The following is a 20,162-nucleotide window of genomic DNA, read 5'->3' on the forward strand; positions in this document are numbered from 1 at the left end:
TAGCGGTGTCGTCACGGGATGCAATGTGGAGAATGTCTCATATGGATTAGGCCTGTGTGCCGAATGTGTACTCATCGGTAACTTGATTTCGGGCGCGACCTCGAGGTCCGGCACGCCGGTCTCCATCCAGATGAGGTCGGCGTAGGGGGCGTAGGCCTTGGCACGCGCGATGCAGGGCTCGATGCCGTTCTTCACACCGAAGAAGCCCTCGGGGGTGCGGGTGCCGTCCAGGAACTCACGGTCGCGCTCGTCCACGTCCGAGGTGATCAGGGTGGCGGCCTCGGCGTCGGTGCGGGCGATGATCACCGACGGCACGTCGGCGACGTCGGCGGCCAGACGCGCGGAGGTCAGGGTGCGGATGTGCTGCTGGGTCGGGATCAGCACCTTGCCGCCCAGGTGGCCGCACTTCTTCTCGGAGGCCAGCTGGTCTTCCCAGTGCACACCGGCGGCGCCGGCGGCGATCATGGCCTTCTGCAGCTCGTAGGCGTTCAGCGCGCCACCGAAGCCGGCCTCGGCGTCGGCGACGATCGGCGCCAGCCAGTTGGAGACGGAGGTGTCGCCCTCGACCTTGGCGATCTCGTCGGCGCGCAGCAGCGCGTTGTTGATGCGGCGGACCACGGACGGAACCGAGTTGGCCGGGTACAGCGACTGGTCGGGGTAGGTGTGGCCGGACAGGTTCGCGTCACCGGCGACCTGCCAACCCGACAGGTAGATGGCCTTCAGGCCGGCGCGGACCTGCTGGACCGCCTGGTTGCCGGTGAGAGCGCCGAGGGAGTTGATGTAGTCCTCGTTGTTGACGAGATCCCAGAGGATCTCCGAACCGCGGCGGGCGAGGGTGGCCTCCTCGACGACGGTGCCCTGGAGCTTCGACACCTGCTCCGCGGTGTAGTTACGGGTGACGCCCTTCCAGCGGGGGTTGGTGTCCCAATCCTGCTGGATTTCCGCGGCGGTCCTCGGGGTGCCGGTGGTCGACATCTGTGACTCCACTTCTTCGTTCGGTCCATGCCGCCCGGTCCCGAGCTACGAGGCAGCTCGTACTGCTGGAGCGGCAATTTGCAGGCTTGCTAGGCCCTTGGGGTGTACTTCCACACGATGGCACACGAAGAAATGGGCGTCTACCTGTTGTTAGTGTGAATCTCAGCTAGGTTTTCCAACGCCTTTGCTAACTCTGCAAAATTTGCCACCGAATTGCAAAGGTGCAATCTACTGGCCGGTAGCGCTGACGTGCGGTTTTAGCGTAACGCTTGTACTGTTAGCGATCGGCGGGCGGCCCCGCTCGCCAGGGGTCGGCATTCCACACTGTGAGCACCTTCACAAGTCCTGGCGGGTGCCTTTCGTGTGGGCCACGCCACCCGTCGACGGGCGGGCCGAACGTGCGGAGGGCCGCCCGAGCGCGCCGAATCCCTACTCCGGCACCCCGAGGACCTCACATACCTTGGCGGCGTACGCGGCCGGGTGGGTCAGGTTCCCGTTGTGCCCGCCGGGGAATTCCACCACCGGCTCGCCACACAGGGCCGCGAGTTCCTGCGCGGCCTTGTAGTCGAAAACTTGCCGGGGTGTGGTGCGCCCGCAGGCCGGAACGATGCGCACCGACGACTGCCGCAGCGGCGCGACATCGAGATGGTCGGCGCGGATCGCGGTGAAGTCGTGCTCGAGGAAGTACTCGAAGTTCGCGGCGCGCTCCGGTCCGAGCGGAGGCGTGGTGACGCCGGGTTCCCGATCCTGGTTCCGCGGATCTATCCCCAGCGTCCGCACCATCGGCGCGAGTGCCGCTTGCCAGCCGTGCTCGGCGAAGACTCGCTGGCAGTCTTCGAGTTCAGCGAGCTGATCGGCGCGGTCGGCGGCGGCGAGCAGCCACGGCGTGACGGGCTCGTGCGCGATCAGGGTGTGCAGCCGATCCGGATGCCGAACCGCGAGGTGCAGGCCGATGGCCGCTCCCATGCTGCAACCGAGCATGCGCACCGGCTCGTCGGTCAACGCCGCGAGCAGGCGGAACACGTCGTCGGCGTGCGTCGCCACCGAGGTGGGCCCGAGGGGATCACGCAGCACACTGCGCGACAGTCCGCGTCGGTCGTAGGTGACGACGGTGAAGCGCCGCTCGAGGTGCGCGACCAGATCCTCGCTGCGCCGCGCGTCCCCCTCCCCGCTCTGCCCGATCAGCAACATCGGACCGTTGCCGCGAACTTCGTAGTACAGGTCGACTCCGGAGACCTCGAGGGTGCCGGTGGAAATCGTGCTCATGCCACCTACGGTAATCCATCAAATCCGATACATCAAGATTGATACATCTATATTGATGTACTGTCCCCTTGTGGACGGAGTCGAACTGTTCCTCTTGGGCCGGGCGCTGATGAAGATCGGCGAGGACGCCTTGCCGACAGCGGGACTCGGCGGTGGCCACCGACCCGTGCTCGTCGTTTCGAGCGACATCCTCGAACACCCCGACAGCACCGTCGGCGAGATCGCCAACCGCACCGGTCTTCCCCAGAGCGCGGTGTCCACGGCGGTGGCCCGCCTCAAAGAGGCCGGCTCGATCACCTCCACTGTCGACCCACGCGACCGCCGCCGCACCCTGGTCCGCGCGGCCCCGGAGGCTTCACCACGAGTCGCCGAAGTGCGAGCAACACCCGTGGACGACGCGGTCGCAGCAGCGCTGGCCGACGACGACCCCGCCGCCGTGCGCGAGGTGCTCGACGCGCTCGCCACACTCACCCGCCACCTACGCCCCCGCGAACGCCGCCCCCTCGCCTGACGAGTGGCACATCAGCGAGAGCCCTACTCGCGTTCCGCCACAGCCATGTGCCACTCGTCGGGGTAGAAGATCGGGTCAGGGGGAGGCGGGTGGGGGGTGGGTCGCGTGCCAGTGGTCGGCGATGTCGATGCGGCGGGTGATCCAGACCTGGTCGTTGGACTGGATGTGGTCGAGTAGGCGTTCGAGGGCGGCGGTGCGGGCGGGGCGGCCGATGAGTCGGCAGTGCAGGCCGATGGAGAGCATTTTCGGGCTGCCCTCGGCGCCTTCGCGGTAGAGGACGTCGAAGGCGTCGCGCACGTGGGCGAAGAACTGCTCGCCGGTGGGGAAGCCCGCGGGTGAGGCGAAGCGCATGTCGTTGGTGTCCAGCGTGTAGGGCACCACCAAGTGGTCGCGGCCGTGAACGCGCACCCAATAGGGCAGGTCGTCGGCGTAGGAGTCCGCGTCGTAGCGGAAACCGCCGTGCTCGACGACCAATTCCCTGGTGTGCGGCGAATCGCGGCCGGTGTACCAGCCCAGCGGCGCCGCGCCGGTCAGGTCGGTCAGTACGCGCACCGCCTCGGCCATCTGCGCCCGTTCGGTGTCGCGATCGGTGAGCTGATAGGACTTCCAGCGCAGACCATGGCAGGCGATCTCGTGGCCCAGTTCCCGGAAGGCCGCCACCGCTTCGGGATTGCGTTGCGCGGCGCGCGCGACCGCGAAGATCGTCAGCGGCAGCCCGCGCCGTTCGAAGACGCGCAGCACCCGCCACAGCCCGGCGCGGGAACCGTATTCGTAGAGCGACTCCATGCTCATATGGCGGTTCGGAAACGCTTCGGCGGGCGTCATCTCCGATAGGAACGTCTCGGAGTGTTCGTCACCGTCGAGGACGTTGTTCTCCCCGCCCTCTTCGTAGTTGAGCACGAATTGGACCGCGATCCGCGCCGCGCCCGGCCATCGCGGGTCCGGCGGATTCGGGCCGTAACCGACGAAATCCCTCGCCGGACGACGCTCGGCTGCGGCGGGCGCGACGCGCGGTATCGACTTCCGCACGCTCATGCGCCGAGCTCGCCGTACAGGCGCAGCCGTGCCAGCCCGCCGTCCGGGTAGATGTCCAGGCGCACCTCTTCCACGGACGCGGCCATCGGCGCGATCGGGAACCGGTGCCTGGTGTCGGGTTGCAAGGCGGTGCGTGGCAACAACTCCAGCTCGGTGCCGTCGTTGGTGCGGCCGGTGAGCCGGGCAGCGCCCGGGCTGTTGCCGAGGAAGTAGGAGGTGTCGAGTTCGGCGAGCCGGATCAGTCCCGGTCCGGCCAGGCGGATGCGCACCCAGTCGTTGCCGTCGTCCCGGCGGCGGGCGGTCTCCCAACCCTCGCCCATGGACCGGGCCCGGCCGGGGTACAGCAACTGATTGGGCGAGCTGTAGAAGCGGTTGGAGCAGTCCAGCACCAGCGCGCCGTTCTCCAGCGCGGCCAGATCCAGCGGGCCGAGTCCGAGCAGGCGCGGATCGGGCCGCCCCTCGCCGTGCACCCGCAGCCTGGCCACACCGCCGTCGGGATGCATGGTGAGTCTCACGTGCGTCCAGCGCTTCTCGTTATCGACCGCGAACAGGTTGCGGCTGTCGCCCGTCACCGGAGAGCGATCGACCAGCAGCACCCAATCATCGCGCGCGGCAATGGTCTCCGCGGGCGGGTAGTCCTCGATCTCCAGCGCCGACACCGAGACGGCGGGTGGGTAGTTGCCCTTGAACCACGCCGTGTCCACGACGATCCCGCGGATCACGCCCGGCACGCCGAGCCGCACGATCGCGGAGTCGTCACCGGGCCGACCGCGGTGCCTGCGGGTCTCCCAGCCGTCGTAGATCTGGCCTTTGTGGCCGAAGCTGGACGGCCGGTACTGCGCGGGACCGGGGCTGATCAGATTTTCCTTCTCGGCGAAGAACTCGTCGTTCGCCCAGATCACCGAGCCGCCGAGCGGCCGGACCGCCAGATCCGGCAACAGCGTGATCTCTTCGTCGTCGCCCCGCATCGCGTCTCCTGTGTCTTCCGGGACCGCACCGTTCGGATGGCCGATCACGTCGCCTCCGTCGGGATCGGCGCGCGGGCCGCCAGCGCGCGCAGGACCGTCTCGGTGAGCTCCGCCGCCCCCGCGTCCGGGCGGGCGCCGCACTCGATGCCGCGCAGCACGGTGGCGGCCAGCGCTTCCGCGGTGGCGGGCTCGTCGACGATGTCGCCGCCGCGCCGGGCCAGATAGTCGCGCAGGCGCGGCACCGCGACATCGATCGCCTGGCGGAAGAAGTCGTAGGTGGCCAGCCAGCGTGTGACCAGGTGACCCGGATGCATGTCCCAGCCTTGGTAGTACCCCCGCCGCAACGACCGGGCGACCAGGCGGTGATGGTTGCGCAGCGCGACCTCAGGGTCGGCGTCGGGCACGACCTGGGTGGAACCGTCGCACACCCACGCCCCGGTCTGTGCGGCCGCGACCTGCATGACCGCCTTGGCGTAATCGGCGGCCGGGTGGTCGAGCGCTTGGTCCGGCGCGGCGACGCCGAGTGCCGCGGTGTAGTCGTAGGTACCGAAATGCAATGCGGTGCAACGACCTTCGGAGAGGGTGAGCATGGCGGCCACGGGGACGGTGCCATCTGCCGCCAGGATCGCCTGCGGGCTCTCGATCTGTAGTTCGAAACGCAGGCTGCCCTCGGCGATGCCGTACGCGCGCTCCAGCCCGACACAGAGCTGTACCAACGCCGAAACCTGTTGCACCGCTCGAATTTTCGGCACCGTGAAGACGAAGCCCGCGGGCACACCTCCCACGCCCTCCAACACGAGGTCCAGCGTGCGCAGCGCACGACGACGCTCGCCGCCGCCCAAGCCCTTCATCCGGATGCCGCTGTTCGCCGGGCCTCCGGAGCGCCGCGCCCAGGCCGCGAGCACCGCACCCGCCGCCGTGGCCGCGCGGTCCTCCTCGGCGTCGGCGCGCAGGCCGTAGCCGTCCTCGAAGTCGATGCGCAGATCCTGGACCGGGTCCGCTTCCAGCCGTTTGCGCACGTCGGGCAGCGAGCCGGTGGCGTCGAGCGTGGTCAGCAGATCGTGGTGACGGTCGAGCAGTCCGACCGCGGCCGCGCCCCACTCCGCGGGAGTCTCCTCGGCGACCCGGTCGGCCGGGACGTACACGGTGTGGATCGGTTGCGAGCGGCCGTTCGATCCGGGATACCTGCGGCGCAGCTCGGCATCGACCGCGTCGAGCATCGACTCGATCCGCCCCCGTACGTTCTCCGGCACCTTCGTCATCGTGATCCCTTCTCCCGCAGCGCGGCCCATACCCGGTCCGCGGTCATCGGCAGCCGGTACAGCCGCACACCGACCGCATCGCGGATCGCGTTGGCCAGCGCGGGGGCGACCGGGTTGTACGGCGACTCACTCATCGACTTGGCGCCCAGCGGGCCGAGCGCGTCGGAAGTCCGGGCGAAGTAGACCTCCGTGCGCGGCACGTCGGCGAATTGCGGCACGTGGTAGTGCCGCAGGGTCTGTGCGCCCACCACTCCGTCCGCACTGCGCATGTCCTCGTACAGCGCCGTGCCGACGGCCTGCGCCGCACCGCCCTCGACCTGCCCACGGCACTGCACCGGATTGAGCACGGTGCCCGCGTCTGCGGTCTGGATCGACTGGAGGATGCGCACCGCTCCGGTGCCGGGGTGCACGGCGACGCGGAAGGCGTGCACGTTGAAACTCACCGACCGTGGGCTGCCCCCGTGCTCGGCGTGCGCGGTGAGATCGCCGCCGCTCAGCAGTTCGGCCGCGGTGAGCAGCCGGTCCGCGCAGTACAAGCCTCCGGTGCCGAGCACGCAGTCCCGCTCCGGAACTCCCGTCAGTTCGACCGCCCTGGCCAGCATGAGCCCGCGCAACGCGCACGCCGCCTCGTACACCACCTTGCCCGCGACCACGATGCCGGTGGAGCCGAACGCGCCGGTGTCGTACTCCACCAGATCGGTGTCGGCCTGCCGGATCACGATGCGGGTGACCTCGGTGTCCAGCGCGGTGGCCGCGAGCTGCGCGTGCACCGTCGTGGTGCCGTTGCCGAATTCCGCCGTGCCGACCCTGATCTCGTAGCGGCCGTCGGGCAGCAGCGAGGCCGTCGCCGTCGACCGGTGGCCCCGGGGCGGGACGGTCGCGATCATCGCGGCGGCCATGCCGGTGCCCACCCGCCACTGCGGGCCGGGCGCGTGCACGTCGTTGCCGCGCAGCAGCGCCCGTTCGGCGAGGTCGAGGCACTGGTCCAGACCGTAGCTGCCGAACATCAGGTCGCTCTCGTTCACCGCGGCGCCGACGAACAGGTCGCCGGGCACCACCACGTTGCGGCGGCGTAGTTCGAACGGGTCCATGCCGAGCGCGTGCGCGAGCTCGTCCAACGCCGACTCCACCGCGAAGATCACTTGGCCGAGACCGTAACCGCGGAACGCGCCGGAAGGGACATTGTTGGTGTACACCGCTCGCGCGTCGACCCGTTTGTTGGCGCAGCGGTACAGCTCCACCGACTCGCCGACGCCGTGATACATCACCCCGCCGCTGTGATTGCCGTAGGCGCCGGTGTCGGCGAGCACGTCGACGGCCAAGGCGGTGAGCACGCCGTCGGCGTCGGCGCCGGCCGTCACCTCGACTCGCATCGGGTGGCGGCAGGTCGCCGAGGTGAACTCGTCGGCGCGGGTGAACTCGTACTGCACCGGCCTGCCGGTCCGCAGCACGGCCAGCGCGATCAGGTCCTCGGCCAGCATTTCCTGTTTCGCGCCGAATCCGCCGCCGACCCTGGCCGCGAACACCCGCACCCGCGCGGGCGACAGCCCGAACAAGCGGCACAGTTCATCCCGGACCAGGAACGGGACCTGAGTGCTGCACCGGATGACGAGCCGCCCGGCGTCGTCCAGCCAGCCGACCCCACCGTGCGTCTCCAGGTGCACGTGCTGCCCACGCGGCGAATGCCAGACGCCGCGCACGACGTGGGCCGCGCCGGCCAGTCCCGCCGCGACGTCGCCCACCTCGCCGTGCAGTTCGGCGACGAGGTTGCGGCCGGGATCGGCGATCCGGGCCGAAGCCGGTTTGTCCCCGTGTAGTTTCGGCGCCTCGGCGCGCAGCGCGTCGCGCGGATCGAATACCGCGGGCAGGACCTCGTAATCGACCTCCAGCAGACGGCAGGCCTCCCGGGCGATCGCGACGCTGTCGGCCACCACCGCGGCCACCCGCTGCCCCACGAACCGAACGGTCCGGTCGAGCACGTAGGTGTCGTCGGGATCGTCGGTGCGCAGTTCGTGCCGTGCGGTGGAGAACGGCACGTCCGGTGCGTCGGCATACGTCAATACGGCGTGCACGCCGGGCAGTGTCTCGGCGGCGGCGGTTTCGATCGAGCGGATGCGCGCGTGGGAATACGGGCTGGTCGACACGGCGATGTGCAGCGGGGCGGTCGGCGGCGCGGTGGCGGCATCGCCCGTTTGCGGCCGGTCCTGCGCGGGGGAGCCGGACCGCGGCAGATCCAGCGTGAACGGCTCACTCCCGGAGACGATGCGCGGCCCGGCCAACGCGCCGACTCCGGCTCCAGCGCCCGCGGTGGTCGTCGCGGTTCGATCGGACGTGCGGGAAGTAGGGTCGCCGGGATCGAGCGGCTCGCCCAGCGCCGCGCGGATGGCGCGGTAGCCCGTGCAGCGGCAGAGATTTCCCTTCATCAATTCGGCGAGTTCGTCGCCCGGCACGGCGACCCGCTCGTCGTCCCCACACCCCAGCCCCGCGGCCGTGACCACCATGCCGGCGGTGCAGAAACCACATTGGAACGCGGCGTTGTCGACGAACCGGCGCTGCACGGGGTGCGGGTGCTCTGGCGTTCCGAGCCCGGCGGCGGTGGTGACGGACCGTCCGGCGGCACGATAAGCGGGAAAGACGCAGGAGTGCACCGTCATTCCGTCGACGAGCACCGAGCAGGCCCCGCAATCGCCGGTGTCACACCCCTTCTTCACCGCGAGGGTGCCGCTCTCGCGCAGCACCGTCCGCAGGCACTGGCCCGGCCGCGCCGTGATGTCGACGGTCCTGCCGTCCACCTCGAACCGCATCAGTATTCCCGCAATTCCGCGGCGACCTCGCGGGCGAGCACCCCCGCGACGTGCCCGCGCCACTCCGGCGAACCGTGCGGATCGTCGAACCACAGCGCGGGATCTATCGTGCCCAGCGCGTCGCGTATCGCACCGTCGGTGGGCGGTGCGGCGAAATCCAGGACCACGGGCCTGGTGGTGGCGGCGGTGATGGTGACCGCGCTGCGGCCGTCCCGCTCCCGCCGCCCCATCACCACGGCGCCGGACCGGCCGAGCGGAGCGAGCGCGATCTTCCGGAAGCTGGTGCGTGCCAGCAGACTCGACCGCGGCAAGCGGATCGAGCGCAGCACCTCACCGGCCCGCAGCACCGTGCGTCCAGGACCGAGGACGAACTCGCGCAACGGGATACACCGATCGGCGCCGTCCGTCGTCCACACCACCGCCGTCCCGTCCAGCGCGACCAGCGCGCCGAGCACCGCGCCCGCGGGCAGCGCGAGGCAGACGTTGCCCCCGACGGTGGCGGTGCGCCAGATCTTGTGCGAGGCCAGCAGCGCCCGGCAGGACCGGGCGAACAGCGCGGTCCCCGGCCACGGGTCGTGCAACACCGGCATGCCCAGCTCACGTCCCGGCGCGGCCCCGGCGAACTCGGCCAGGGTGCAGGTCGCGGCGATCTCCAGTCCGTCGTCCCCGATCTCGAACGCGGGCCACCCCAGGCCGGTGATGTCGACCAGGCGCACCAGCCGATCCTGCGGCTCGGAGAACAGGAACGTCCCTCCGGCGAGCACCGCGGTCGAAGCGCCGAGCACGGCCAGGTCTTCCCGCTCGCGGGCGATCACCACCTCGCGGATCGTGTCCAGGTCCACGTCTCACCTCGTTCCTGCCTCTCCGTCACCGTAGAGCCAGTCGGTTGCCGCCATATTGCCTGCGACGCCCGCCAGATTGCGCGGCCGTTACCTCGCCGCACGACGGCCACCCGCGGCCGGGAACCACCCCTGCCGAGCGGGCGTGCCGTCCACGCCACCACAGCTCCACCCGCCTCGACGGGCGCCGGAGCCGACCCTGGTTCAGTATTGCTCGTCCCGCCTGACCAGGCACGACACCTCGCCCACATCCGCGGTGCGATCACCCCGCTTTCGCGACCAACGCCGCCTGCGCCCGCGCCACCTCGCCCGCGACCGCATCCGTGTCCACCGTGCGCACCTCGCCGTCGCGCACCACCTCGCGTCCGTTCACCAGCAGCGCGACCAGCGGCGGGGCCGAGCCGAGCACCAGCGCGGTCACCGGATCCTCGATTCCGGCGTGCGCGGCCGTGTCCAGGCGCCACAACGCCAGGTCCGCCAGCTTGCCCACCTCGATCGAGCCGATCTCGGCGGCCCGGCCCAGCACTCGCGCGCCGCCCATGGTGGCCAGTTCCAGTGCGATGCGCACGGTCATCGCACGCGGGCCGCCGCGGTTGCGCGCCCACAGCAACGCGTGGCGCGGCTCCTCGATCATCGAACCGGCCTCGTTGCTCGCCGCCCCGTCGACGCCGAGACCCACCGGGACGCCCGCGCGCACCAGGTCGGCGGTGCGGGCGACGCCCGCGCCGAGCCGCGCGTTCGACGTGGGGCAATGCGCCACGCCGGTGCCGGTTGCCGCCATGGCGCCGATCGCGTCGTCGTCGAGGTGGACGCCGTGCGCGTACCAGACATCCGAACCGAACCAGCCGAGCCGCTCCATGTACTGCGCGGGCGTGCAGCCGAAAGTCTCGGCGCAATAATCCTGTTCGTCGAGGGTCTCGGCGAGGTGGGTGTGCAGCCGGACGCCGGTGGCGCGGGCCAGCCCCGCCGATTCGCGCAGCAGGTCCGCCGTGACCGAGAACGGCGAGCACGGCGCCAGCGCGATCCGCAGCATGGCATCGAATGACGGGTCGTGCCAGCGCGCGATGGCCGCCGCGCTCGCGGTGAGGATGTCGTCCAGGCTCTCCACCAAGTGGTCGGGCGGCAACCCGCCCGCGCTCACCCCTAGATCCATCGAGCCGCGACAGGGGTGGAACCGCAGGCCCACCTGCGCCGCCGCGGTGATCTCGGCCGCGAGCGGGTCACCGCCGTCGCGCGGGAACACGTAGTGGTGATCGGTGGTGGTGGTGCATCCGGTGCGCGCGAGGGCCGCGAGCGCACCCGTGGCCGCCACACGCACCGCGTCCTCGTCGATACCCGCCCAGACGGGGTAGAGCGTGGTCAGCCATTCGAACAGCGTGTGGTCGGTGGCCAGGCCGCGGGTGATCCATTGATAGAGGTGGTGGTGGGTGTTCACCAGCCCGGGGGTCAGCAGGCAGCCGCGCCCGTCGATGCGCCGAGCATCCGGGATTTCCGGCGGGTCCCCTGCGCCGACCGCGTCGATCCGGTTGCCGCGCACGACGACGTGGCCGCGGGCGTGCTCGGTGCCGTGCGCGTCGACCGTCGCGACGGCGCAGTCCGCGATGACGGTCACCTGGTCCACGCGGGCCCCGCTTCCGGCGCGTCGGCGCGCGCCACGGTGGCGTGGATCAGCCCGTAGGGCCGGTCGTCGGCGTGGTACACCTCGCCGCGGTTCTCGATACCGAAGCGGCCCAGGTCGTAGTCGAAGTGATGCTTGTTCGGCGCCGCGAGCCGGATCTCGGCCAGCACCGGGTACGCGGTCAGCGCGGCCCTGCCCATCTCGAACAGCGTCTGTTGCATGGCCTTCGAGTGCAGCGTCGCGAAGGTCTCCACCAACCGCGCCCGCACGCCGGTGTAGACCTCGTCCCAGTCGACGCCCGCGCTGTCGGTGAACCGCCACTCGGCGATCAGTGCGGTGGCCAGCATCCGATCGTGGGTCGGCGCGAGCACGGTGAAGTCGTCGGTGAGGAAGTCCGCGAACTCCGACCCGGTCGACTTCAGGATGGTCAGGTCCTTCACCCCGCCCACCACCCAGGCCCGCCGCTCGTCGCCGCTTCCGGCCACGGTGACCGCCGCGGTGCGCACTTCGGGGCCTTGCCGCACCCAGGTGTGGTCGTGCTCCACGCCGCCGACCGAGACGCGCCGCCAGGCGTATTCGTCGACCTCGACGCGCGCGCTGCGCACCGGTTCGATCTCGGCGACGAAATGGTCGGCCAGCGCGAGCGCGTAGTCCTCGATGGCCCGCAATCCCGGCTGCTTCGCGAAGGCGTACGCGGTCTGCTTCTGTGAGTCGGTGGGCAGCACCTTCGCCTGATCGCCCGCGACGTACGCGTCGGCGAAGTCGCCGCGCAGCACCGTGGACACGTTCACGTCGCGGATCTCATGACGTGCGGTCTGCCGGTGGATCCGGACGATCCGGTTCTCCGCCTTGCCGTATCGGTGGTCGGTCAGCACGATCGGCCCGGTCAGTTCCATGCTCGGCTCAGCTCCCTCGATAGGTGGAAAACGCGAAGGGCGACAACAACAGTGGGACGTGATAGTGCCGCTCCTCTGTCACGGCGAACGCGATGCTCACCTCGGGATAGAAGGCTTCGACCTCCCGCCGCGCGAAGTAGGCGCCGGTATCGAACACCAGCCGATAGGTTCCGGGTTCGAGCGCTTCCCCCAGTGCTCCGATCCGTCCATCGACATCCGTTTCGCCCGAATCGAGCTGCCGGTCCCCCTGATGCAACGTCACGGTGACGCCCGCGGCGGGTGCGCCGCGCACCGCGTCCAGCACGTGCGTGCTCAGCGTGCTCATGACCGCGTCTCGCAAGCACGCGGCTGCGCCATGACCACGAAGGTGGCTGTGCCGACCGTTCGCTCGCTACGCCCACTCACGACCGCTCCGCCAGCAGCGCGCGCAGCCGGATCCGGTTGATCTTGCCCAATTCTGTTCGCACGACTCGCCTTTCGGTTTCGGGATCATTGCGCAGCCGGGCAGTGAGCAGCGCGAGCAGCTCCTCGCCCGACTTTCCGCTCGCGCACACCAGATAGATATGCCCGAACCGTTCCTCGTAAGCGCGGTTGCCCTCGGCGAGCGCCGCGCGTACCGCGTCGGCGGCTCCCGACACCCCGGCCTGCTCCCGCGCCGAAGCCTCGGAATGCGGCCGCTCCCCGATCCTCGGATGCCCCGCCAAGGCCAGGTCGAGTTCGGACTCCGGCAGCCCGGCCAGCACCTCGTCCGCCGCGCCGAGCAGCGCCTCGACGCTGCGGTACGGACGGCCCGCGACCAGCGACCGCGCGAAGCCCGGCGACGAGCAGCAACCGAGCACCGCCCGGTAGGCCGCGTCGCCGGCCAGCGCGTCGAACGCCGCGATTCCGGGTCGCCGATCCGTCATCGGACCAGCATCGGATAAGACCCCGTGAGCCGCCACCGGAAAGGGATGGATCACCTTCGGCGTGTCGCTCGCGGAAGCGCTTCCCGGCACCGGCTTGACCTCATGCGGCGCAGACCGCGCGGTATTACCGTTTAGCCATGGCCGACCCTGATCGTCCCGCCGTCGCGCCCTGCGCCGGCGTCGTGCTCGCCGCGGGCGCAGGCACCCGCTACGGAAAACCCAAGGTGCTCGCCGAGGACGGCGCCTGGCTGCGGGCGACCGTCACCGCGCTGCGCGACGGTGGCTGCGATCCGGTCATCGTGGTTCTCGGCGCGACCGGCCCGACGCCGCGAATCGTCGATCTGCCGCCGGGCGTGCGGCACGTGTGGGCCGCGGACTGGGCAACCGGTATGAGCGCATCGCTGCGGGCGGGCCTGATCGCCGCGGCGGGCACTCCCGCGCGCTACGCCGCGATCATGCCGGTGGACACCCCCGATGTCGGCGCCGACGTGGTCGCCCGGGTGCTCGCCGCCGCGCTGGCGTCGCCCAGCGGCCTGGCTCGCGCTGTGTTCCACAACACACCGGGACACCCCGTTGTTATAGCCCACAAGCACTGGAATGCGGTTTGTGGGTCGGCAGCAGGAGATTCCGGCGCCCGCACCTATTTGACCGGCAGAAACGATATGGTGTGCGTCACGTGCGACGATTTGGCGACGGGCGTCGATCGTGACTTCCCGGCCACGACCGCACGGTGATCGGAGCTAGCTGATGCGGGACATCGTCGACGACCTGTTGCGGGTGTGGCACTCGGGCCGGACCGGTGGACTCGGCACCATCGTGCGCACCGTGGGCGCCGCCCCGTTACCGGTGGGCTCGGCGATGCTGGTCGGTCCCGACGGGGGCGTCTACGGGTCGGTGGCCGCGAACGGGCTGGAGGAGATCGCGTACGAGGCGGTGCTCCAGGCGGCGCGCACCGGCCGTCGCGCGATGCACCGCTTCGGCGTGGCAAGCGGCCTGGAGGCGGGCGGGAACGGTGAGGCGATGATGGACGTCTTCACCGAGCCGTTCTCGCGAAGACACTTCCCGGAGTTCCCGGATGTCGCCGCCGAGATCGCGGCGCACCGCAGGGTCACCGTCTTCACGGTGGTCTGGAACTCCGATTCCGACCTGATCGGCCAGCACCTGATCACCGACAAGAAACACGCCACCGAACTGGTCGCGCTACCGGATTCGGACGTCTTCGTCGCCTCGTTCGCCCCGCCACCGCGCCTGCTCATCTTCGGCGCCAATTCCTTCGCCGCCGCCCTCACCGTGCAGGCCGGGTTGCTCGGTTACCGGGTGACGATCTGCGACTCGCGCCCCAATTTCGCTACGCCGGAATCGTTTCCCGGCGCCGAAGTGGTGGTCGACTGGCCGCACCGCTATCTCAACACGTTGTCCGCGGCCGGTGAGATCGACAGCAGCACAGCGATAGTCGTGCTATCGCACGATCCCACGTTCGACATCCCGCTGCTCACCGTAGCGCTACGACTACCCGAGCTCGGGTATCTCGGCGCGATGGGCTCCCGCCAGGTGCACATCCGGCGGATCGAGGACCTGCAGGCGGGCGGTTTCGGCACGGAGACGCTCGCACGGCTGCACTCGCCCGCCGGATTGGACATCGGCGCGCGCACCGCCCCCGAGATGGCCGTGGCGATCGCCGCCGAACTGCTGGCCGCCCGCGCCGCCCAACCGGTGCGAGCGGCCGACCCGTACAGCGGCGAGTTCCCTATCCCGTCGAGGACCGCTGTGGGAATCTGATCATTTCAAGCCGGGGTTCTCGGCATACACTTCGCGCAGTACGGACAGGTCGAACAGCTGGGCGGCCTTGATATCTATCTTCGCGGCGCGCAGCGCGGCGATATTCTGCTCGATCAGCGCGTCGGTCATCGAGAGCAGACCATTGGCGGCCGTGTCCGCCGAGACCACCAGCTCGTTCTGAGCGCTCGCCTCTTTCGTCTGCTCGGCGAGATCGAGCTTCTGATCCTTGCCGTACACCTCGACCGCGAGCCGGGCCGATTCGGCCGGGTCGGCCACCGCGTCCTTCCAGCCCTTGATCTCGGCGGCCAGGAACGCCTTCAGCTTGTCGCGCTCCTTGTCGATGGTGGACTGCGCGACCGTGAGTGTCTCCGCGACCAGCGGCAGATCGAAGTCCGCGAACAAGAAGTGCGTGTTCTGGAAGCCTTTCGCCGCCAGCGTGATCGGCTCATTGGTCACGTAGCTGACCCATCCGTCGACCTCACCGTTGGCCAGCGGGGTCGGATCGTATTGCGCGGGTACGACGGTGACATCGCCGGGCTTCAGCCCGTTGGCGGTGAGCAGCGCGTTGAAGATCAGCTGGTTGGTGTCCTGCACACCGATCTTGCGGCCCTTCATGTCCTGGGGCGACCTGATCGGTTTCGCGGCGGCGGACACGATCGCGAACGGATTCTTCTGATAGGTGGTGGCGACGATCTTGGCGGGCAGCCCCTCCAGAATCGCCGGTGCGGTGGTCTGCGGCGCGGACAGTCCCAGCCACACCTTCCCGGTATCCAATCCGGCCTCCACCGACGTGCTGGCCGCGCCGCCCGCGACGAGGTCGACCGAGCCGAAACCGGCTTCCTTGAAATAGCCTTTCGAGTCGGCGAAGTATTCGCCAGCGAATTCGATGTTCTTCAGCCAGGACAGCTGCACCGCGACGCTACCGTATTTCGACCCGTCCTCGGTGGTGCCGCCCGACGAGCCGCCGGAATTCCCGCCGCAGGCGGCCAGCGCCCCCACACCGCCGAGCGCGGCGCCGGCGAACGCGGAGTATCGGAGAAACGAGCGTCGGTTCAGGTGCCCGAACGTGGAGCGTTGCGCGGGTGTCATGGGCCGAATCTAGGTGCAGCGCGTTTCATTTTCTTTACTTTGGCGTTCCGAGCGAGAATTCGCCTGTACTTCGCCGGGGCGGGGTCGTTCGGTCAGAGTCGTCCCGCATCCGGTCCGAACCTCGCGAGCACAAGGTTCTCGACGACGCCGACGATCGCGTAGAGCACCACCGAGACCAGCGTGACGATGACGATCGAGGCCCACAACTTGCTGTACTGGAACGTCGGGATCGCCCGGATCAGGCCGGCGCCCAGGCCGGTGCCGCTACCGAGCCACTCCCCCAGCAACGCGCCGATCAGCGCGCCCGGCACCGAGATCCGCGCCGCGGCGAACACCGAAGGCAGCGCCGCGGGCACGGCCACCATGCGCAACCCGGTCCAGCGGGAACCGCCGTACGCGGCCACCAGCTCCAGCGCCTGCCGCGGCGCGGCCCGCAACCCCGCCGTGATCATGACCAAGGCGGGGAAGAACACCACGATCGCGGCGAGCGCCGCGACCCCGGCGAGGCCGCGGCCGAACACCAGCACGATGATCGGCGTGAGCGCCACCAGCGGCACCGAGCGCAGCAGCATGGCCACCGGGAGGAAGGTCTGCTCCACCGCGGCGAACGACACGAACAGCGCCGCGACCACCAGCGCGGCGAGCATCCCCGCACCGAACCCGATGGCCGCGTCGCGCAACGTGATCTGCAAGTCGTCCAGGATCGCCTGCCGCGCGGTGGCGGCGTTGGGCGCCGTCACCAAGTAGGTCCAGATATCGCCGGGCGTCTTGCCGACCCGCGGGCCGACCTGCGGGAACGCCCTGAGGAAGACGTACCAGATCGCCAGCATCAGCAACAGCGAGGTGCCCAGCGGGAGCAGGAAGATCCCGATCCGTCGCAGCAGGTTCATCGCGCCTCCCGCCCGGTCCAGGGCGCCGCCAGCCGGGCGGCCAGCGCCACCAGCGCGTAGCCGAGTCCGGCCAGCGCCGCGGCTGCCAGCGCCATGCCCCAGGTGCGTGGCACGTTGTAGGAGGTCTGCGCCGCGGTCAGCGCCACCCCGATTCCGCTGTCCACGCCGCCGAGGTATTCGCCGATGATCGCGCCGAGCACGGCCGACGGCGCGGCGATCTTCAACGCCGCGAACGTGCTCGGCAGCGCCGAGATCGCCTGCACCCGGTACAGCTGCTGCCAGCGCCCGCCACCGTAGGCGCGCACCAGGTCCAGGCTGGTCCGGTCGGCCGAGCGCAACCCGGCGACGGTGCCGACCATCGTGGTGAAGAAGCAGTACATCGCGGCGAGGAACACCGTCGGGGTGCGTCCTCCGAAGACCACCAGGATGATCGGGCCCAGCGCGAGCAGCGGCGTGCAGTAGCTCAGGATCGCCAGCTGGGTGGCCAGCGACTCGATCGGCGGGACCAGCACGATCAGGACGGCCAGCGCGATGGCCAGGCCGTTGCCCCAGACGAATCCCTGCAACGCCCCGAGCGCGGTGATCCGGAAATTGGGGCCGTACAGGTCCCACCCGTCGGTGTACATGGTGTGCAGCACCCGCCAGGGACTGGGTATGGTGCCACCCGCGACCTCGAGCACCGCGAGAGCCCACCACACCGCGACCAGTCCGAGTACGCCGAGCACGCCTGCGAAGCGCTTCATGCCGCACCACCCGTTCGACTGATGCGGCGCACGAGCGGTTGCGGTGCGTTCACGCGACTCCTCCCTTTCCCGACTTCCCGAACAGCAGTTCCGACAGGTAGTCGTGCAGCTTGTGGAACTCCGGTGTCCGCATCATCTCCGGCAGCCGGGGGCGCGGCAGATCGATCTCGACCAGCTCCAGCACCCGCCCCGGCCGCGGGCTCAGCACGGCCACCACATCGGACAGGAACACCGCCTCCGCGATGCCGTGGGTGACCATCAGCGTCGTCGCGGGCTTCTCGGTCCAGATCCGCAGCAACTCCAGATTGAGCCGCTGCCTGGTCATGTCGTCGAGCGCCCCGAACGGTTCGTCCAGCAGCAGCACGGTCGGCTTCACCACCAGCGCTCGCGCGATCGAGACGCGCTGGCGCATACCGCCCGACAGCTGCGCGGGCTTGGCCTTCTCGAAGCCGTCCAGTCCGACCAGGCGGATCAGGTCATCGATCTGCCCCTGCTCCGGCTTGATCCCCGCGACCTGCAATGGCAGCGCGATATTCGAGGCCACCGACCGCCACGGCAACAGCGCCGAATCCTGGAACGCGATGCCGAGCCCGTGCCTGCCGCGCAGTTGCGCGGGCGTCATGCCATCGATCAGCGCCGTGCCCGTGGTCGGCGACTCCAGGCCGGCGAGAATGCGCAGCACCGTCGACTTGCCGCAGCCGGACGGGCCGAGCAGCGACAGGAACGTGCCCTGCTCGGTGTGCAGATCGACGCTCGCCAACGCCTGCACGGTTTTCCGCCCGACCCGGAAGGTCTTGGTCAATCCGCTGAGATGAATTCCGGTCCCCCCGGCGGTACCGCTCTCCGTGCTCATGACGGCCACGATAAGAGCACCTCATTGCACGGACATTGCGAATCGCGTCGCCGGATTGCGCGATCGTTACGGTCCGCACCGAGCGCGGCGGGCTGGATTTCGAATCGGGGCGAGCCGATCGGATGAGATACGCCCCTCCGCGGGTTACACGACAGGTGAACCCGATCCCCACGCTGCTCGACGCCAAGCTGCATATCGCGGGCTCGGAGATCCTCTGGCGCGAAGTGATCGGCAACGGTTTCGGCTTGGCCTCCGCGATCGGCGGCATGCGGCGTCGAGTGTGGGCCTGGCCGGTCGGCATCGCCGGGAACGCGCTGCTGTTCACCGTATTCGTGGGCGGGGTTTTCCACACCCCGCAGCAACTGAATATGGCCGGGCAGGCCGGACGTCAGCTGATGTTCGTCGCGGTCAGCGTCTACGGCTGGTGGAGCTGGCACCGGCACGCGGCGCGCGAGACCGGGCTCGAACACCGCGGCGTCGACCCGCGCTGGGCGGGCGGGCGCGAGCGGGTCGCCCTGGTGGCGGCGATGCTCGCGGGCACGGCGGTGTTCGCGCAGCTCTTCGCGTGGCTGGATTCGTACGGCCCGTGGGCCGAGGCGTGGATCTTCACCGGCTCGGTGCTCGCCACCTACGGCATGGCCCGGGGGCTGGCCGAATTCTGGTTGATCTGGATCGCGGTAGACCTGGTCGGCATTCCGCTGCTGGTGCGGGCGGGCTATTACCCGTCGGCCGCCCTGTATCTGGTCTACGCGGGCTTCGTGGCCTGGGGGTTCCTGGTCTGGCGGCGCGGCATCCGCCCCGCCGCCGAGGTTTCGCGGCCGCAGGCGCCGGCCACCGCGAACTAGATCCGCCTACACCACGTCGACCCGCACGCCCGCCGCGCGGATCGTCTCCACCGCCGCCGGATTCGCGTCGGTGTCGGTGACCAGCACCTGCACCTGCTCGATGCCGCAGATGCGGGCCAGCGCCGTGCGCTCGAGCTTTTCCCCGGTGGCCACCACCATCACCCGGCCGGAACGCCGCACCATCTCGGTGGTCACGCCGGCCTCGTCGATATGCCTGCACTGGGCGCCGCCCGCGACGGAGATCGCGTTCACGCCGAGCACGAGTTCGTCGAGCCGCAATTCGGCCAGCGCCCGTTCGGCCAGCGGCCCGTGCAATTCGTAAGACTCCCGCCGGGCCACCCCGCCGAGGACGATCGTGCGCATATGCGGCCGCAGCACCATCTCCCCCGCGATGTTCAGCGCGTTGGTGACCAGCGTCAGCCGCTCGTCCCCGGCCGACCCGAGATCCGTGCGCCCGGCCAGCGCCCTGGCCACCGCCGTGGTGGTGGTGCCGCCGTTCATCCCCACCACCGCGTGCGGATCGACCAGGGACGCCGCGTGTTCGGCGATGCGCTGCTTGGCCTCGCCCGCACTCTGCCGGTACCGCGCGGGCAGGTCGTAGGCCACCGTGGTCGCCACCACGCCGCCATGCGTCCTGGTGGCCAGCTGTTGTTCGGCGAGCGCGGTGAAGTCCCGGCGCACCGTCGCGGCGGATACGCCGAGCCGATCGGCGGCCTCCTCCACCGAGAGCCGCCCTGATTCGGCGAGCAGTTCCAGCAATCGGTTCCATCGTTGCGGACGATCCGTCGGTCCGGTCATCTCACACCGCCCCCGTCGCGCGGGAAACCTGCTGTTTCGGCGAGCACGCGAACAATATGACCACACGCGCGTGCCCGGAGCGATCC

20 protein-coding genes are annotated in these 20,162 nt (G+C 69.9%); 4 read left to right on the plus strand and 16 right to left on the minus strand.

Features of this window, described 5'->3' with window-relative positions; all coding sequences use genetic code 11:
- Both aceA and ABZ420_RS32820 read right to left on the minus strand, forming a co-directional pair.
- Positions 1-975, minus strand: a 975-nt coding sequence (gene aceA / locus ABZ420_RS32815) for an isocitrate lyase (protein WP_357131139.1), incomplete at its 3' end; no start/stop codon positions are given.
- A gap of 429 nt (positions 976-1,404) precedes the next feature.
- Entirely contained in the window at positions 1,405-2,241 is an 837-nt protein-coding gene (locus ABZ420_RS32820; protein ID WP_357131142.1) for an alpha/beta fold hydrolase, read from the minus strand.
- 70 nt (positions 2,242-2,311) lie between these two features.
- Here ABZ420_RS32820 and ABZ420_RS32825 point away from each other — a divergent pair, with 70 nt between their 5' ends.
- Positions 2,312-2,752 (plus strand): helix-turn-helix domain-containing protein, encoded by a 441-nt coding sequence (locus ABZ420_RS32825; protein ID WP_357131145.1) that lies wholly within the window; start codon positions 2,312-2,314, stop codon positions 2,750-2,752.
- A 75-nt stretch (positions 2,753-2,827) separates the two neighbouring features.
- Here ABZ420_RS32825 and puuE read toward each other — a convergent pair whose 3' ends face one another.
- From puuE to uraD, 9 genes are all read right to left on the minus strand, one after another.
- Complete coding sequence (puuE, locus tag ABZ420_RS32830; protein ID WP_357131147.1) at positions 2,828-3,787, minus strand: allantoinase PuuE; 960 nt, start codon at positions 3,785-3,787, stop codon at positions 2,828-2,830.
- Complete coding sequence (gene alc, locus ABZ420_RS32835; RefSeq protein ID WP_062968365.1) at positions 3,784-4,755, minus strand: allantoicase; 972 nt, start codon at positions 4,753-4,755, stop codon at positions 3,784-3,786. The genes puuE and alc overlap by 4 nt, the downstream gene beginning before the upstream one ends.
- 44 nt (positions 4,756-4,799) lie before the next feature.
- Positions 4,800-6,017 carry an aldolase/citrate lyase family protein gene (locus ABZ420_RS32840; RefSeq protein ID WP_357131150.1) on the minus strand — a complete coding sequence of 406 codons (1,218 nt, stop codon included), beginning with the start codon at positions 6,015-6,017 and terminating at the stop codon, positions 4,800-4,802.
- The gene (locus tag ABZ420_RS32845) at positions 6,014-8,821 is read right to left on the minus strand and encodes a molybdopterin cofactor-binding domain-containing protein (RefSeq protein ID WP_357131153.1); all 2,808 of its coding nucleotides are present in this window, start codon (positions 8,819-8,821) and stop codon (positions 6,014-6,016) included. The genes ABZ420_RS32840 and ABZ420_RS32845 overlap by 4 nt, the downstream gene beginning before the upstream one ends.
- Positions 8,821-9,663, minus strand: coding sequence for an FAD binding domain-containing protein (locus ABZ420_RS32850; protein ID WP_357131156.1), 843 nt, complete (start codon positions 9,661-9,663; stop codon positions 8,821-8,823). The genes ABZ420_RS32845 and ABZ420_RS32850 overlap by 1 nt, the downstream gene beginning before the upstream one ends.
- Positions 9,664-9,922: 259 nt before the next feature.
- Entirely contained in the window at positions 9,923-11,281 is a 1,359-nt protein-coding gene (locus ABZ420_RS32855) for an 8-oxoguanine deaminase (RefSeq protein ID WP_357131158.1), read from the minus strand.
- Positions 11,269-12,174 carry a factor-independent urate hydroxylase gene (gene pucL / locus ABZ420_RS32860; protein ID WP_357131161.1) on the minus strand — a complete coding sequence of 302 codons (906 nt, stop codon included), beginning with the start codon at positions 12,172-12,174 and terminating at the stop codon, positions 11,269-11,271. The genes ABZ420_RS32855 and pucL overlap by 13 nt, the downstream gene beginning before the upstream one ends.
- Positions 12,175-12,181: 7 nt before the next feature.
- Entirely contained in the window at positions 12,182-12,499 is a 318-nt protein-coding gene (gene uraH, locus ABZ420_RS32865; RefSeq protein ID WP_357131163.1) for a hydroxyisourate hydrolase, read from the minus strand.
- A 76-nt stretch (positions 12,500-12,575) separates the two neighbouring features.
- Positions 12,576-13,079, minus strand: coding sequence for a 2-oxo-4-hydroxy-4-carboxy-5-ureidoimidazoline decarboxylase (gene uraD, locus ABZ420_RS32870; protein ID WP_357131166.1), 504 nt, complete (start codon positions 13,077-13,079; stop codon positions 12,576-12,578).
- A 137-nt stretch (positions 13,080-13,216) separates the two neighbouring features.
- Between uraD and ABZ420_RS32875 the strand changes: the two genes are divergently transcribed.
- Together ABZ420_RS32875 and ABZ420_RS32880 are read left to right on the plus strand one after the other, a co-directional pair.
- Positions 13,217-13,813 carry a nucleotidyltransferase family protein gene (locus tag ABZ420_RS32875; protein WP_357131169.1) on the plus strand — a complete coding sequence of 199 codons (597 nt, stop codon included), beginning with the start codon at positions 13,217-13,219 and terminating at the stop codon, positions 13,811-13,813.
- Positions 13,814-13,826: 13 nt separating this feature from the next.
- Complete coding sequence (locus ABZ420_RS32880; RefSeq protein WP_357131172.1) at positions 13,827-14,858, plus strand: XdhC family protein; 1,032 nt, start codon at positions 13,827-13,829, stop codon at positions 14,856-14,858.
- On the opposite strand, the gene ABZ420_RS32885 is transcribed toward ABZ420_RS32880, so the two are convergent.
- The 4 genes from ABZ420_RS32885 to ABZ420_RS32900 all read right to left on the minus strand — a co-directional run bounded on the left by ABZ420_RS32885 (position 14,859) and on the right by ABZ420_RS32900 (position 18,433).
- Positions 14,859-15,947, minus strand: coding sequence for an ABC transporter substrate-binding protein (locus tag ABZ420_RS32885; RefSeq protein ID WP_357131175.1), 1,089 nt, complete (start codon positions 15,945-15,947; stop codon positions 14,859-14,861).
- 92 nt (positions 15,948-16,039) lie between these two features.
- Positions 16,040-16,837, minus strand: coding sequence for an ABC transporter permease subunit (locus ABZ420_RS32890; RefSeq protein ID WP_357131177.1), 798 nt, complete (start codon positions 16,835-16,837; stop codon positions 16,040-16,042).
- Positions 16,834-17,580 carry an ABC transporter permease subunit gene (locus ABZ420_RS32895; protein WP_357131180.1) on the minus strand — a complete coding sequence of 249 codons (747 nt, stop codon included), beginning with the start codon at positions 17,578-17,580 and terminating at the stop codon, positions 16,834-16,836. The genes ABZ420_RS32890 and ABZ420_RS32895 overlap by 4 nt, the downstream gene beginning before the upstream one ends.
- A 49-nt stretch (positions 17,581-17,629) precedes the next feature.
- On the minus strand, positions 17,630-18,433 hold the full coding sequence (locus tag ABZ420_RS32900; RefSeq protein ID WP_357131182.1) for an ABC transporter ATP-binding protein: 804 nt from the start codon (positions 18,431-18,433) through the stop codon (positions 17,630-17,632).
- A gap of 155 nt (positions 18,434-18,588) precedes the next feature.
- Between ABZ420_RS32900 and ABZ420_RS32905 the strand changes: the two genes are divergently transcribed.
- Entirely contained in the window at positions 18,589-19,278 is a 690-nt protein-coding gene (locus tag ABZ420_RS32905) for a nicotinamide mononucleotide transporter family protein (protein ID WP_357131185.1), read from the plus strand.
- Positions 19,279-19,284: 6 nt separating this feature from the next.
- On the opposite strand, the gene ABZ420_RS32910 is transcribed toward ABZ420_RS32905, so the two are convergent.
- Positions 19,285-20,076 carry a DeoR/GlpR family DNA-binding transcription regulator gene (locus tag ABZ420_RS32910; RefSeq protein WP_040870550.1) on the minus strand — a complete coding sequence of 264 codons (792 nt, stop codon included), beginning with the start codon at positions 20,074-20,076 and terminating at the stop codon, positions 19,285-19,287.
- Between the last annotated feature and the right edge of the window lie 86 nt (positions 20,077-20,162).

Source organism: Nocardia sp. NPDC005745 (assembly GCF_040630775.1).
Lineage (GTDB): Bacteria > Actinomycetota > Actinomycetes > Mycobacteriales > Mycobacteriaceae > Nocardia.

Coding starts and splice junctions, on each gene's coding strand:
- puuE (WP_357131147.1), bottom strand. CDS start 3,787: ATGAGCGTGCGGAAGTCGATACCGCGCGTCGCGCCCGCCGCAGCCGAG.
- uraD (WP_357131166.1), bottom strand. CDS start 13,079: ATGACGGATCGGCGACCCGGAATCGCGGCGTTCGACGCGCTGGCCGGC.
- ABZ420_RS32880 (WP_357131172.1), top strand. CDS start 13,827: ATGCGGGACATCGTCGACGACCTGTTGCGGGTGTGGCACTCGGGCCGG.
- ABZ420_RS32875 (WP_357131169.1), top strand. CDS start 13,217: ATGGCCGACCCTGATCGTCCCGCCGTCGCGCCCTGCGCCGGCGTCGTG.
- ABZ420_RS32840 (WP_357131150.1), bottom strand. CDS start 6,017: ATGACGAAGGTGCCGGAGAACGTACGGGGGCGGATCGAGTCGATGCTC.
- ABZ420_RS32910 (WP_040870550.1), bottom strand. CDS start 20,076: ATGACCGGACCGACGGATCGTCCGCAACGATGGAACCGATTGCTGGAA.
- alc (WP_062968365.1), bottom strand. CDS start 4,755: ATGCGGGGCGACGACGAAGAGATCACGCTGTTGCCGGATCTGGCGGTC.
- pucL (WP_357131161.1), bottom strand. CDS start 12,174: ATGGAACTGACCGGGCCGATCGTGCTGACCGACCACCGATACGGCAAG.
- ABZ420_RS32900 (WP_357131182.1), bottom strand. CDS start 18,433: ATGAGCACGGAGAGCGGTACCGCCGGGGGGACCGGAATTCATCTCAGC.
- ABZ420_RS32895 (WP_357131180.1), bottom strand. CDS start 17,580: ATGAAGCGCTTCGCAGGCGTGCTCGGCGTACTCGGACTGGTCGCGGTG.
- ABZ420_RS32890 (WP_357131177.1), bottom strand. CDS start 16,837: ATGAACCTGCTGCGACGGATCGGGATCTTCCTGCTCCCGCTGGGCACC.
- ABZ420_RS32885 (WP_357131175.1), bottom strand. CDS start 15,947: ATGACACCCGCGCAACGCTCCACGTTCGGGCACCTGAACCGACGCTCG.
- uraH (WP_357131163.1), bottom strand. CDS start 12,499: ATGAGCACGCTGAGCACGCACGTGCTGGACGCGGTGCGCGGCGCACCC.
- ABZ420_RS32845 (WP_357131153.1), bottom strand. CDS start 8,821: ATGCGGTTCGAGGTGGACGGCAGGACCGTCGACATCACGGCGCGGCCG.
- ABZ420_RS32820 (WP_357131142.1), bottom strand. CDS start 2,241: ATGAGCACGATTTCCACCGGCACCCTCGAGGTCTCCGGAGTCGACCTG.